The 13,707-nt window shown below is 48.4% G+C and carries 11 protein-coding genes and 1 pseudogene; 10 read left to right on the plus strand and 2 right to left on the minus strand.

The window, feature by feature from the left end; translation table 11 throughout:
• Positions 1–113: 113 nt before the first annotated feature.
• Positions 114–1,001: a leucine-rich repeat domain-containing protein gene (locus tag JRI89_13725; protein MBW2072299.1), complete on the plus strand. Its 888-nt coding sequence runs from the start codon at positions 114–116 to the stop codon at positions 999–1,001.
• A gap of 85 nt (positions 1,002–1,086) precedes the next feature.
• Here the strand turns inward: JRI89_13725 and JRI89_13730 are convergent, their stop codons facing one another.
• Positions 1,087–1,332 (minus strand): type II toxin-antitoxin system HicB family antitoxin, encoded by a 246-nt coding sequence (locus JRI89_13730; protein MBW2072300.1) that lies wholly within the window; start codon positions 1,330–1,332, stop codon positions 1,087–1,089.
• A gap of 12 nt (positions 1,333–1,344) precedes the next feature.
• On the minus strand, positions 1,345–1,536 hold the full coding sequence (locus tag JRI89_13735; GenBank protein ID MBW2072301.1) for a type II toxin-antitoxin system HicA family toxin: 192 nt from the start codon (positions 1,534–1,536) through the stop codon (positions 1,345–1,347).
• Between the two features lie 383 nt (positions 1,537–1,919).
• On the opposite strand from JRI89_13735, the pseudogene JRI89_13740 reads away from it, so the two are divergent.
• From JRI89_13740 to JRI89_13780, 9 genes and pseudogenes are all read left to right on the plus strand, one after another.
• Positions 1,920–2,255: pseudogene (locus JRI89_13740) on the plus strand (transposase).
• A complete protein-coding gene (locus JRI89_13745) occupies positions 2,206–2,406 on the plus strand; it encodes a hypothetical protein (GenBank protein ID MBW2072302.1) in 201 nt (66 codons plus the stop codon). The pseudogene JRI89_13740 and the gene JRI89_13745 overlap by 50 nt, the downstream one beginning before the upstream one ends.
• Positions 2,407–3,124: 718 nt before the next feature.
• Positions 3,125–4,366 (plus strand): hypothetical protein, encoded by a 1,242-nt coding sequence (locus JRI89_13750; protein MBW2072303.1) that lies wholly within the window; start codon positions 3,125–3,127, stop codon positions 4,364–4,366.
• Positions 4,367–5,056: 690 nt separating this feature from the next.
• Entirely contained in the window at positions 5,057–6,505 is a 1,449-nt protein-coding gene (locus tag JRI89_13755) for a sigma-70 family RNA polymerase sigma factor (GenBank protein ID MBW2072304.1), read from the plus strand.
• 347 nt (positions 6,506–6,852) lie between these two features.
• A complete protein-coding gene (locus JRI89_13760) occupies positions 6,853–7,734 on the plus strand; it encodes a formate/nitrite transporter family protein (protein MBW2072305.1) in 882 nt (293 codons plus the stop codon).
• Positions 7,735–8,131: 397 nt separating this feature from the next.
• Positions 8,132–10,273 carry a molybdopterin-dependent oxidoreductase gene (locus JRI89_13765; GenBank protein ID MBW2072306.1) on the plus strand — a complete coding sequence of 714 codons (2,142 nt, stop codon included), beginning with the start codon at positions 8,132–8,134 and terminating at the stop codon, positions 10,271–10,273.
• Between the two features lie 11 nt (positions 10,274–10,284).
• Entirely contained in the window at positions 10,285–12,282 is a 1,998-nt protein-coding gene (locus JRI89_13770; protein MBW2072307.1) for an FAD-dependent oxidoreductase, read from the plus strand.
• Positions 12,283–12,874: 592 nt separating this feature from the next.
• Positions 12,875–13,153 carry a type II toxin-antitoxin system RelE/ParE family toxin gene (locus JRI89_13775; GenBank protein ID MBW2072308.1) on the plus strand — a complete coding sequence of 93 codons (279 nt, stop codon included), beginning with the start codon at positions 12,875–12,877 and terminating at the stop codon, positions 13,151–13,153.
• A 50-nt stretch (positions 13,154–13,203) separates the two neighbouring features.
• On the plus strand, positions 13,204–13,521 hold the full coding sequence (locus tag JRI89_13780) for a HigA family addiction module antidote protein (GenBank protein MBW2072309.1): 318 nt from the start codon (positions 13,204–13,206) through the stop codon (positions 13,519–13,521).
• Positions 13,522–13,707 lie beyond the last annotated feature (186 nt).

The raw sequence follows: 13,707 nt of genomic DNA on the forward strand, positions 1-13,707 counted from the left end.
GCACGGCTGGCGACAGCTGGACCGACAACAGCGGCTGGAAGGTGGGCGGAGATTTTGCGCCAGCAGGGACTGAAAACACCTGGCACGGAATTACAACTGACGCAGGTAATACCATGGTGACACGCATATCTCTGACTTTCAACAACCTGGTGGGTACGTTGCCTGCGGAACTGGGCAATCTCGGCAATCTTCAAACCCTTTATCTGAAGTTTAACCATCTATCAGGAAACATACCCTCGTCACTGGGCAGTCTTGCCAATCTAGTAGAGCTGTCCCTGTACCATAACGAGCATACAGGCAGCATCCCCACGTCATTAGGGAATTTGACCAATTTGCAATATCTTAATCTGCGCAGTAACAAGCTAGAAGGTAGCATTCCTTCGTGGCTGGGTGATATGAGCAATCTTCGATGGCTTTATCTGAGCTCTAACCAGTTTACGGGTGGCATTCCCTCGTCATTGAGTAAACTGAGCAATCTTCAAGAACTTTCTCTGGGCGGCAACAAGCTAGAAGGTAGCATTCCTTCGTGGCTGGGCGATATGAGCAGTCTTATAGGGATTGCCCTGGACATGAACCAGCATACGGGCAGCATTCCCTCGTCATTGGGGAATCTGAGTAATCTTGAATATATTAATGTGCACTCTAACCAGCTTACAGGCAGCATTCCCTCCAGCCTGGGCAATCTGAGCAATCTTCGAAGACTATATCTGTTCAATAACCAGCTCAGGGGGCCGATTCCCAGGGCGCTGGGCAATCTGTCAAATCTTGAACGTCTCAGGCTGTACTCGAACGAGCTCATGGGGCGCATCCCGGTGGAGCTGGCAAATCTCACGAATCTGGAAGAAGGGGGATTGGATCTTCGCTGGAATCACCTCTTTACAAGGGATGATTCTCTGCGGACCTTTCTCAACATAAAACAGGAAGGCAACGATTGGGAGAGTTATCAGACTCCGCCATTTGCTATAGTAACCCCCATGCTGATGCTGCAATTGCCGGATTAGGGCGGTGTAAGGTCTTTTCAAGGGTGGGTGGGGCAGTGCGAGCCTGGGAACCGCTCCTGCGACTGGGGGTTAGCGCAAATCGTCATCAGGCAACAGCCATCTTCTTCTCATTCTGAATAATGATTTTCGGATCCGGATTTTTTGGAGGAACTGGAAGTCCTTGCTCCTCCAATAAACTGATGTGTTCCTTCATACCCCACTTTGCTTTGTACAGACAATCCTCGATAGAATGTCCGATTCCTGTAAACCCTTCCAGGTCAGGAGAGTAAAACCCGAAATAATCGGGTTCTTCCGTGGCTTCAATCACCAGAGAGTATGGCAATTCTATCATGTTAGTATTCTCCTAGGGCCTTTTGATCCCTGCAGCTTTCAGTATAGCATGGCACGTGCCAGTCGGGACTTCTTTTGTTCCATGGTAGTCGACTCGTATCAGCCTATCCCAATCTGGCTTTGCATAATATCTGATTGAACCCTTCTGTTTCACAATTCTGAAGTCATTTTTCTCGAGCAGTTTCACCAATTCACTGAACTTCACCAAATGCTCCCTGTCTCGCAGGCATCATTTACAAAGTAGCACCATTGACGCGAAGACGAGCAGTCATAAATTAGCATTCAACTTTAAGGGGAGCAAGGTATTTTGTTGAATCGATGTGTGTTGAAAATTGCTGGTTGGACTAAACGAGCTGGTAAATCGAGGTCTGTCAGGTTGGTGGATGCTGGAATACGCAAACCGTTGTGCGGCAAGGGCTAGTGCGCCTGTGAGCAGGTACGGTCAGGCAGGTGAGTTCTTTTGCTGATTGGTGGTCTGGCCAAGTCAAGTGGTTGAGGAGACAGGAAAAGTTGTCGGAAATAGGTCGACTCTGGCGCCAATAACGTTCATTCTAGGCGCAAAAGCAGCGTTTTCTGCAGGCGCACGAGATGGTGAGAGCAAAGAGGCATTATATTCCTGGGCATATCTGGCACATTACCCATCGCTGTGACAAGCGAGAATTCCTGCTGAAATTTGTAAAAGATCGCGGCCGATGGCTCCACTAGCTACTGGAGGCCAACAGGCGCTATGGACTAGTTATCTTGAATTACATGGTGACCTGCAATCACCTTCATCTGCTTGTTGCGGATGAGGGAAATCGACATGTAATTCCAAGGTCGATCCAGCTGGTGGCTGGCAGAATAGCTCGAGAGTACAATCAGAGGAAGAGACGGCATGGTGCTTTTTGGCAAGATCGGATCAGCCACAGCCGTAGAAAGTGGTGAGCATTTGCTTCGCTGCATCGTCTATATCGACTTGAATATGGTGCGTGCCGGGGTTGTTAATCATCCTTCGCAGTGGTCATTCTGTGGCTACAGAGAAATTCAAGAGCCCCGACGAAAGTGTGCCCCTATTGCTTATGAGAGGCTCATGTAGTTGGCTGGTCTTGCCACTTACGACCAGTTTCGAGCTGCTCACAGGGACTGGGTAGATGACTTTCTCGGTCAGGGAAAAAGGCATATGACAGCAGGGGGACAAAAAGCATTGCCGTGGGTAGCGAGCGTTTTATCCAGAGGACAGAGCGAGAGCTCGGTGCCCGGGCAAAGGGGCAAGTGGTTTGCAAAAATGTTGACGCACTTATACTTAGAGAGCCGGGAGTTTCTTATCGGACCGATTTCCAAGCCCAAAAAGGTGATATTGACGCCGAAAACAGCTATTTCTGGAAGACTAATGTAGATATATTTCGATATGTTAATTTGGCCCGACCACGAAGAGTTACGATGCCATCAATGATTAGTGAGAAGCAACAGTTTATATCGGCTTTTCCACAGACCATAAGGATCACAGGACTCTTTTTATCTGTTGCCAAGTTGTCGGCCTTTGAATTATATACAGGAGACATAGATGGCCATTGTTGAAAGAATCGTTAGACAGCGGAGGTCAATGCCTGAGTCTGCTCAAACTGCGGTGCTGGACTTTATAAGATGTCTGAAATCGAAAGCCAGTCGAATGGATGAGAAATATGAATTGGCGATGAGGGGCTAGGAAAGAAATCAAGTCCTTCAGGGATTAAAGACACAAAGAAGAAATTGTGATGAGCCGAGAAGGATAACAGGTTCTTTTCATAAACCATAAAATATCTATAGAGGCTACCATGAAAAACCTGACCATTTCATGTCTGCTGATTCTGGTGATTTTCTTTGCAAACGAAGCTTTGGCTGCCAATTTTAACGTTTCTGATGTGAGTGGACTTCGCTCAGCATTGGCTTCGGCTGCAACCAATCATGAAGATGATATCATAAGCATCTCGGCGGGACATTATCATACAGGCGGCTCCCCTTTTGTGTACAACCCCTCTTCGGATGAGAACTTCGCCCTTACCATAAAGGGGAATGGGGCAGAGACCACCATATTGGACGGCGATCTTCTGGAAGGGGTGATGGTGATTAACACATCTTCGTTAGCAGACGATAGCAATTGTGATATTGCGGTCAGGGCGATCAGCTTTCGGAATGGAAACAACCCTTCAACCAATGGAAGAGGAGGCCTTTACATCAGGACGGTAAACGGCGACATCATCGTGGAACGATGTACCTTTGAAGGGAATACGGGTTATTATGGCGGAGGTCTCTATGCCTTGGCACTAATTGCAGGAAATGCAACGGTTCAGCATAATCTGTTCTACGACAACTATGCGGATAACCGTGGCGGCGGTGCCTATGTCCGCTCCGGAGCCGGAGTCGCCTTGTTCACGGCGAATGTATGCATGAATAATGAAGCAGATTGGGCAGGAGGTGGCGTACTTTGCTCGACTACCAGTGGTAAAGCAGTGATGACAAACAACGTCTTCCTGGGCAATGTTTCCAGAGATGCGGGCGGTGGGGCGAGATCTTATGGTGATGAGGTCGTGATCACGAACAATTCATTTGTCAACAACAGTGCAAGTTTGAGAGGTGGCGGTGGATTGTTTGTTTATCAGTATTCAAATAATGAAACATGCTTTATTTACAACAACTTGTTTTGGAATAACACGGCAGTAGATAATGGCGAAGATATTTACATAGACGACGATAACAATGGTGATGGTATCGCCTGTCTGGTAAGGCTCTACAACAATAATTACGGTGTAACTGGCTTCTATGTGTCTCTCGGAACAAATCTGCTGCAGGGGAACAATATTCATGCGGACCCTCTCCTCCGATCTCCCGACACTGGGGATGTTCACTTGACAGCGAGATCCCCGTGCATTGACGCCGGCAACGCCGGTGCCCCGGAACTTCCTGATACAGACCTGGATGGTGGAGCGCGTACAAGGGGAACGGCCCCTGATATCGGCGCGGATGAATATGTAGCCAGCTTTCTCGAGGGAGTAAAATTGCTGATCCTGGAGGAATGATGGATAGGGAATTGTGTTGAATGGAAGTCGGTGCGAAACAACTAGCTGACAGAGGATTGCCAAGGTTGGTCGGGCCAAGCTAACTGGTTCGGTGTGGATAGGGTCGACCAAACCAATTAATTGATTTGTTTGCATATAGGGAGAGGCGGTTCGCGAAACCGCCCCCCACGAGATCTGATTTTGGGCTTAAAACGGCCTTTTTGGAGTGAAGAGAGGAGTTTTTGGAAAAATTCTTGCCAGCCTGCAATTGACCCACCTGTAGGAAGAATGTAATCGCAAAATTGAGTCACTCCTGGATTGCGCCTCTAACCACTAATAAAGTGGCGGCATGCCGCTAACATGTTACCGGATTGCCATCCGTGATAGGCAACGCAGGCTGAAGCCTTCGGCGAGCGACTTGATGCCAGGATACCGGTTATTATAATCATTCCAACAATCGGTACGTGCAACCTTTGCCTGGTTAGACCCCAGGTAACCCATATCCATCCACGTTAGGTCTAACTTCACGGACAGTATCCACAAAGCAGCACAGCGGCCACAGTTGTAAAAGAGATTTGTTTCTGATGGGATACCTGTTTGGGCCGAAAAAATAGATGACGAGTGTTCATACGTGTTGATATATTGAAAGGTGTCGGAGGGGCTTTTGGTCTGAGGTGGAGGGAATGGCCGTTTTTTAAAATGTAGAGTTTTGTGGGAAGTATTCATTGGAAAAAACCTAGTAATACAAGATTTTTCAAAACAATGCCTAGATATGTGCCATATCTGGAAGAGACCAGAAAAGGTAACTCTCAAGCATTTAATGAAGTTGTCATGCTGTTTGAGCAATGGGCGTTGAAGAGAGCTTATGCAAGACTAAACGACTATTTTCTTTCAGAAGAAGCAGTGCAGGAGGCATTTATTACCGCCTATTTGAAACTATCATCCTTGCGCAGACTGGAAGCATTTCCCGAATGGTTCCGGGCCATACTTATCTCTTCAATTTGTAAGATCATTAGAAAAAACCACCTCAATATTTCTTTTGTGCAACTGGATGAGTCAAAGGATATTGCTGCCTTAACGGCAACCGATCTGGACGTTTTTGAACAGCGTGAATCGAGAAGATTGATCAGGAGGGCGATAACAAGTCTACCGCCAAAGACAATGGAGGTATGCAGATATTTCTATCTGCACGGCTATTCTCAAAAAGAGATTGCCCATATCCTGAATGTGCCGTTGGGTACGGTTAAACGCCGACTCCATGACGCTCGCAAGAAGCTCAGAGAGTATCTCAAGTATGGATGCACAAAGGCAACTGTTCAGGTGGGTTACCTGCCTATATCCGATCATTTACTGGCAATGCTTTCACAGCATATTAATGAGGATGATAAGCTGCAAATACAACTCCAGAAATTTCTGTCATGGGCATCTCTGGCAAATGCCATTAGAAACCGCGAGTTGGACGTAGCTTTTGTGATGGCCTCACTTGCCATGACCATAAGAAATGAAGGGATTCCCATAATTTATGTTCTTGACGCCGCACATGGCGGCAGCGCTCTCACCGTGCGCAATGGCATCCCCGCTCTCGGGGCCTTGGCTGGTGCTACTCTTGGGCTTCCCGTGCCCAATTCGACCCACTCAGCCCTCCTTCACCTTTTGTTGCGCAACGAGACTATATCAGTCGGCCGGGATATCGCAGCCAGATACTTAGGTCCTTCTTACAACATAAGGGCGCTGCGACGGCATCAAATAGATGGGTTTTTCTGTGCAGAACCATGGAACACGAAGGCCGTGTATGAAGGCGTCGGCCGAATTCTGATACGTTCGGACCAGATCGACGCCGGGCATATTTGCTGTATTGTTGTTGCCAATGAAGATTTTGCCGCCAAACATGGGGATATTCTACAAAGCTATGTCATGAGGTTACTGGCGGCAAGTGATCTTGTCAGAAAGGATCCAGAAAAATGTTCTAAAATCCAGGCAGCTTATACTGGCATCAATCCTCAAATCGCTGAAGATGTGATCCGCAACCGCTATGTCACTTTTTTTGATTTAGAGCCTAATAGGGAGAGAGTTTCAAGAACCATGAACATGGCCAGGAATGCTGGAACTCTCGAACAATGTTGTAATCTTGACAGTTTCATTTCCACGGAATTTGTTTAGCCCGCATCCCTTGCTCTACCTATTCGCAATTGCAACTCCACCTTTCCGAACTTACACGGACAGAAGCGAACGTAAGTGGTGACGGCATTTTCGGTGACAGCCATGTAGACTTTTTGGTGATTTGCGAGTTCAGCCTGGTTGACTGCCTTGCTTCATCTCCGGTTGCCGTTGCATCTTGGGGGTAGGTCCTTCTAGTTGGAGCCATGCGATTCTTATTGCCACGGTACCCCGCTTCTGTAATCGTCAACAGAGAAAGCAGCCGCCCCTCCCGAACCTTATGAATGCATACTAGCGAACCTTTTTCTGGCAATCGGGCTCATATATTCTAAAGGTGCAAAGGGGGAATCATGGCTGCTGACGTTGACGCACTTGTTGTGAGGGTTGCAGATGTCTGTACCTATAAGTGGGACATGCTTCGCAATCGACCATTTGCCTTTCTTTTATCTGCATTTGCTGGCGGTGCCTTTGTGGTATTTGGTGCTATGCTTGCCCTGTCAGTCAGTGCTGGCGTACCAGGCAACCTGGCACCTGGTCTCGCCAACCTTTTGATGGGTCTAGTTTTCATGTTTTCTCTTGTCATTATCATGCTTGGAGGGATGACTCTGGTCACCGCGGATATGGCTGTGGGAATTATTGGCGTATTTCACAAGAGAATATCGTGGCCGGCTTTTTTTTATGGGGTACTGCTTGGCTATATCGGCAATTTCGCCGGAAGTATGTTTTTCATGTGGCTGCTCAGTAAAGGCGGCAGTTACGCCTCAGCAGCATGGCTTCAGCAGGCCCATGTAATAGCACTGAAGAAGACCGGCATGTCTTCCATGGAGATTTTTGCGATGGCCATTGTCTGTACTTGGACGTTGCAGACAGCGGCGCTGCTCTACATAAAAGCGGACGAGGATATCGCCAAGATTGCCATGGCCGCCTATGGTCCTCTAGCCTTTGTTGCAGGCATGACTGAACACTGCATTGCCAATATCGGTTTTCTGGCGCTGCCTCTTTTCCAGCAGGATCTTTTCGTTCAAGCGCACGGAGCCGTGTCGTCGCAAGTGCCCATTCTATTGCACTGGGGTTTCGGGCAGTATGGCTGGGCGCATAATCAATTGTATACCATTCTGGGAAACTTCATCGGAGGAATCTTTTTCGTTGGTATTGTCTTTCAGCTTGTCTCTCATCCAAAGAGAGTCTCTGAACTGTACAAAAACAAGAAAAGTTTCATGTTGAAACTTTGAAAGGAGAATCCTGCATGAATTATCACTACACCCCCTTTGATCCACTGGTATGGTTAATATTTGCCTTGTTTGTGATCTGTACTTTTCTGATCGTCAAAATCTATCATCACATTTACCCGAATTATCCGCAAAATGTTGAAAAAGAGACAGCGTCGGTCTCAGAAGAAAAAACAAGTTGGCAAACCGAGTAACGTTGTCCCTGTCAATGCGGTAAGAGTAGTTGGCAACAATCCCCACTTGCGAGTAAATGTTTCCCTGCGAAACAAAAAAGCTGGGGCAGGATCGAGAGGGTGAGAAGATAATCTGGATTGAGCTTGCGGCTTTGTAGGAATATTGGAGCTGCACCCGAAGGCTGTCTCCAGGCATTTCTGCAAATCGGGAGAAGGAGGCGAATGAAATGAATAAAACAGAATGGATTCCTACCGCATGTTATCAGTGCAAGGCTGAATGTGCCATCCTCGCCAGGGTAGAAGGGGGCAAATTGAAGGAGATTCGGGGAAACCCCAGAGCTCGCGGCAAAGCATGCGTCAAGGGCATGGCAGGTGTTTCCTTGCAGTACTCTCCGGAACGCCTCAAATATCCTATGAAGCGAGTGGGGCAGCGAGGAGAAGGAAAGTTTGCAAGAATACCGTGGGAAGAAGCGATGGACATAATTACCGGCAAACTACAGGAGTTGCGAGAGCGCGGCGAGGCCCACAAGCTTACGGCAAACTTCTTTCCTCACAGTATCACGGATCCCAAGTGGCGCTTCCTCAACGCCTATGGAGGCTTCATCAATACTGCCTTACCTCACTGCGATTCCGCTAAGATAGTGGCGTTTATAAAGACCATGGGGGGCGTGCCGAATCATCACATCCCACCCGCATGGTTTACGGTACCAAAAGGTGGAATCATGATCCTCGCTGGCCGCCATGCCTTTGGCGGCTTGGAAGACGCTGCGGTTCCCAAGGATATTCTCGAAGCGCGGGCACGGGGTGCCAAGCTGGTGGTGATTGATCCCATTTTTACGCATGAAGCTGCGAAAGCCGATCTCTGGATTCCGATTAAGCCAAGCGGTGACACCGCTTTCTTTGTTGGCATGATTCATCACATTATTACCAATGACTTGTATGACAAGAATTTCGTCGAAAAGTGGATTCGAGCAGGAGATTTCGGAAAACTGAGAGAGTATATTGCTGACAAGCCACCTGAAAAAATGAGCGAGATTTGCGAAGTTCCTGTGGAGACAATTAAACAGTTGGCTGAAGAATGCGCTGCCGCACCATCCGTGGGTGTTGACAGCTTTAAAGGGGTCATGCTGGGGAACGCTATGGACTTCGCCCACGCATGGACTATTTTCTTGAGCATTACAGGCAACATAGATAACCCTGGTGGTCAACCACTTCCGGATCTACTGCCGCTCTCGCCGGTGGAACCTGAGCCGTCGCCGCCTGATTTGCACGAATTGGGCTGGCATCGTACTGGCCCGGACAGGGAAAAATTCGCAAAGTATTCTTTCATCATGGAGCCGACATGGTATGAGGCCCAGGCCATAAAGAACGGGGGACTCAAGGTGCTTATCACCGCAGAATCGAACCCTGCTTTGACGGAGATGGGCCAGAATTCCTGGCAAGAGGCAGTCTGCGAACGAGATGCGAATGGAGATTACAAGTTGGAGTTGCTGGTCAGCTCTGAAATCATGATGTCCGAGACGGCTAGGTTTGCAGACCTCGTGCTTCCGGACAAATCGTACTTTGAACGGTGGGAACTTCTCTATATGCCCTGGTGGTACAATTTCGGCCATGGCCTCTGTTTGCGCCAGCCGGTGGTGGAATCCCCTGGCGAATGCCGCCATTCAAATGAGGTCTTCATCGAATTGGGCAAGCGCCTTGTACCGGAGTTCTTTCAGTTTGAGGATGACATTGCTTATTATGACATTCAACTGCAAGGCTTGGGCCTGTCCGTGAAAAAATTACAAGAAATGGGTGGCCTCTGGTCACCGGGTACCATGGGGTTTCGAAAATACGAAAAGGCTGGGGGTTTTGGTACTCCAAGCAAGAAAATACATCTCTATTGGGAGGACCTTGCAGAAGATCCCTGGAATCAGGAATGGCCCAGGGTGGAATTGGCTCCCGAATATAGAGACAATGCTGAAAAGTATCCTTTCATTCTAGTTTCATACCGTACTATTTTCCATTCAGGAGCTGGACAGTGGACTCATAATAATCCCCAGCTTCGAGATCGCATTTCGGGATTTTACGAAAACCCGCTTTTGATGAACCCTTTGGCAGCTAAAGATCTAGGGCTTTCCCAGGGGGATAGGGTAATTGTCGAATCCCCATGGGGTAGTGTGCAGTTGCAGGTCGAGCTCACAGAAGGAATCAGACCAGACTGCGTAGGCTTGGCCCACGGTTTTGGATCCACGGTCGGCAGGGTAGCCACCGCAGGTAAAGGTGTGGCTAGCAATATCTTGATACCGGATGCAGGCGCCACTCTGCAATGGCAGGACGTCATCGGAGGCGAATCGCATGTGTCCACGCGCGTTCGCGTTGTGAAGTAAGGGAGGGTACCATGAAACAACTGAGCATGATGATAGATATGAATCTTTGTATCGGCTGCCGCACCTGCATAGTTGCCTGCAGGAACTATCATGAGATTGTAGATCATTCAACGGCCATGCCTAATGAAATGCCGTATTATCTGAGAGTTGAAAGTCGGAGTGAGGGCAGCTACCCCAATCTGGCTGTCGATGTCTGGGTAGTTTCCTGTCAACAATGCAGCGACCCTCAATGTGTGACAGCATGCCCTGAAGGTGCGATCAGTAAAGATCCTGAGACCGGCATAGTGCGAGTTGATAGGGATATCTGTAACGGCTGCAACGCTTTCGGTGCTGTTGTGAGTGTTGAAAAAGAGCGCACATCACCCTGCAAGGCTGCCTGTCCAGCTCATATGAATGTGCAAGCATATGTATGGTTGGTTGCGAGGGGCAAGTTCCAGGAAGCCTTGAAAGTTATGAAAGAAGACAATCCATTGCCTGCTATTTGCGGCAGGGTCTGCGACCATCCCTGTGAGTCACAATGCAGTCGAGGAGGGATTGATCAACCTGTAGCAATCAATGCGATCAAGAGGTTTGTGGCCGATTTGGATCTCAATGCCGATACCCGCTATGTTCCGGAGATCAAAGTCAAAAAAGAGGATAAAGTGGCGATTATCGGTTCGGGACCTGCTGGTCTGAGCTGTGCCTATTTTCTTGCTCGAGAAGGTTATCAGGTAACGCTCTTTGAGAAGGAGGAAATCCTCGGTGGCATGCTGACTCTTGGAATTCCGGCGTACCGACTTCCCCGCGATCTTATAGATGCGGAAATCCAGGTCATTCGAGATATGGGTGTCATCATGAAAACAGGCGTAACTCTTGGTGAGGATGTGACTATAGAACAATTACGTCGGAAAGGGTTTAAAGCTTTTTTCATTGGAATCGGTGCCCAGCAATGCAAGAGCATGAATGTTGAGGGGGAGGATCTAGAAGGAGTCTATCCAGTCCTGGATTTCCTGGGGAAAGTCAATCGCGGAGAAGCGGTTACCCTGGGAAGACGGGTGGCCGTCATTGGTGGCGGTGATGCTGCCCTGGATGCTGTGAGATCGGCCAAACGGTTGGGAAGTTCTGAAGCATTTCTAATATACCGGCGCACCGTTGAGGAAATGCCAGCAACTGCTGAAGCAATCCGGGAATGTCAAGCAGAAGATATTGCCGTGAAAACTCTTACGCAACCCGTGCGATTCTTGGGGAAAAATGGGAGGGTAAAGGAAATAGAATGTATAAGGATGCGGCTAGGAGAACCAGATGAAACCGGGAGAAGTAAACCGGAACCCATGCCCGGAACGGAATTCAACATCGGAGTTGATGCTGTAATTGTGGCCCTAGGACAGGAGACTGACTGGGCTTGCCTGACGCCGGAGTGTGCCTGCCAACTTACCGATTGGGGAACAATGCAAATTGATCCCTTGACATTCCAGAGTGATGACCCCGACATTTTTGCTGCCGGCGATGCGGTTACGGGCCCTCGGACTGTCATCGAAGCGATTGCCGGAGGAAAAGAGGCCGCCATATCCATCGACAGATTCATAAGAGGTGTTGACTTACGTGAAGGTCGCGATAAGGAATTAAGCGTGGTGACGGAGGTTCCAAAAGAGAAATATCATCCTGGACAAAGGGCGCAAATGCCAGAGTTGAAACCAGAGGCTCGAATTAGCAACTTTGAGGAAGTTCAGCTAGGTCTGAGTGAAGAAATGGCTGTTGAGGAAGCCAAGAGGTGCCTTGCCTGTGGTTGCGCATGCATACAGGCATGCCCTTATGAAGTTATTCAGTTCGATCAGAAAGCAGAAAAAACGCATAAATGTGACTTGTGTTTTGATCGGATACATTTAGGTGAGGTACCGGTCTGTGTCGATGTATGCCTCACTGATGCTATAGAATTTGGTGAATATGAACTCCTGAAACAATTTGCGGTAGGGCAAGGGAGGAGCATCGTAGAGAACTTGAGCAAGGAGTCGCTCATTTATATCAAGTAGATTCTATTGCGTATGTCTAGTTCAGAGGACGGACTTGAGGGTAGTTCTGCAGTCTACGAATTGCTTTGGGGTTGGACCAGGACAACTCAGTGGGTAACCACAACCCTCAGGTTGCTGCACGGCCAGAGCCGCGGTTGCGATGCCCGTATCAGTATCGGCTACCTGCGTCGTGCTCCTTTTTATGAATGCCAACCGAAAATAATGCCTTCTGGCATGCACAATGCCATCTGACTTGAACCTTTAGCTTTTTTGTGAGCGGTTTACGGTTTAACGGTTATTGGTTTAGCGGTCGGGCCAGCTCAAGTGGTTGAGGCGATTGGAAAAGTTGTCAATAATTGGTTTGATTTGGGGGCAATAACGTTCATTTCAGGGGCAAAAGCAGGGTTTTCCGGTAGGCGCACGAGATGGCAAGCGTAAAGGGGCATTATGTTCCGGGGCGCATCTCGCACACCCCAGTTAAATATGCTTCGTGTTTCAGCGGATAAATAACCCACTGTTGCCATAATAATGCATCAGGAATATGGCCTTGTCCAATGGCTCAACATTTTTGAAAGGTCTTGACACGCGTAACCGTAGAGGTTACATTGAGATAATGATAAAATCCTTCTCGCACAAGGGGCTCGGAGACTTCTTTTACGACGGCGTTAAAAAGGGTGTTCAGCCTAAACACGCCAACAAGATAGCCTCTATATTAGATCGGCTGGATGCGGCAAATGATATTAGAGATATGAATTATCCCGGTTCCGGTCTGCACCTACTACAGCCGAAAAAGGAAGGCCGTTGGGCTGTCGAGGTGTCTGGAAATTGGCGCATAACTTTTGGATTCAAGGATGGCGATGCCTACGGGGTCAGTTACGAAGATTACCATTAACAAGCTAGATGCCGAATACAAATCTTTGCGAGGATGAAGGAGTCACCATTATGAGAAGCCGAAAAAGGGAGCCTACTCATCCTGGGCGCATCTTAAAGAGTCATTATCTAGAACCCCTGTCTCTTACGATAACTGAATTGGCCAGGACTCTTGGTGTGTCACGCAAGACCTTATCCAAGATTGTGAATGAGCGGGGCTCTGTAACTTCTGACATGGCATTACGCTTGTCCCGTGCCTTCGATACCACGCCGGAACTGTGGTTAAACTTGCAAGGAAACTATGATCTGTGGCATGCAGCTCACGATTCCAAGGAATGGCGGCGGGTTAAACCTGTAAGAATGCCTGTAGACGCCCAGATTTACACATAGTAATTAATTGGGAGGCGGACCAAACTAGCCTGGATGGCGTCCCCTGGTCGGGCCAGGTCTGATGTGGTTTAATAAAGACGAGCGCTATACCAACAGCCATAAACAAGAAAGTGGGTCACGAGGGGGCACGGAGAATAGCGCACACACCGGCAGTTCCAATTCGGTTCGAATCGAACCAGGAAAATA

The sequence above is a fragment of the Deltaproteobacteria bacterium genome, from assembly GCA_019309045.1.
Lineage (GTDB): Bacteria > Desulfobacterota > Syntrophobacteria > BM002 > BM002 > JAFDGZ01.

Coding starts and splice junctions, on each gene's coding strand:
- JRI89_13750 (MBW2072303.1), top strand. CDS start 3,125: ATGAAAAACCTGACCATTTCATGTCTGCTGATTCTGGTGATTTTCTTT.
- JRI89_13780 (MBW2072309.1), top strand. CDS start 13,204: ATGAGAAGCCGAAAAAGGGAGCCTACTCATCCTGGGCGCATCTTAAAG.
- JRI89_13765 (MBW2072306.1), top strand. CDS start 8,132: ATGAATAAAACAGAATGGATTCCTACCGCATGTTATCAGTGCAAGGCT.
- JRI89_13725 (MBW2072299.1), top strand. CDS start 114: ATGGTGACACGCATATCTCTGACTTTCAACAACCTGGTGGGTACGTTG.
- JRI89_13745 (MBW2072302.1), top strand. CDS start 2,206: ATGGTGCTTTTTGGCAAGATCGGATCAGCCACAGCCGTAGAAAGTGGT.
- JRI89_13775 (MBW2072308.1), top strand. CDS start 12,875: ATGATAAAATCCTTCTCGCACAAGGGGCTCGGAGACTTCTTTTACGAC.
- JRI89_13730 (MBW2072300.1), bottom strand. CDS start 1,332: ATGATAGAATTGCCATACTCTCTGGTGATTGAAGCCACGGAAGAACCC.
- JRI89_13760 (MBW2072305.1), top strand. CDS start 6,853: ATGGCTGCTGACGTTGACGCACTTGTTGTGAGGGTTGCAGATGTCTGT.
- JRI89_13770 (MBW2072307.1), top strand. CDS start 10,285: ATGAAACAACTGAGCATGATGATAGATATGAATCTTTGTATCGGCTGC.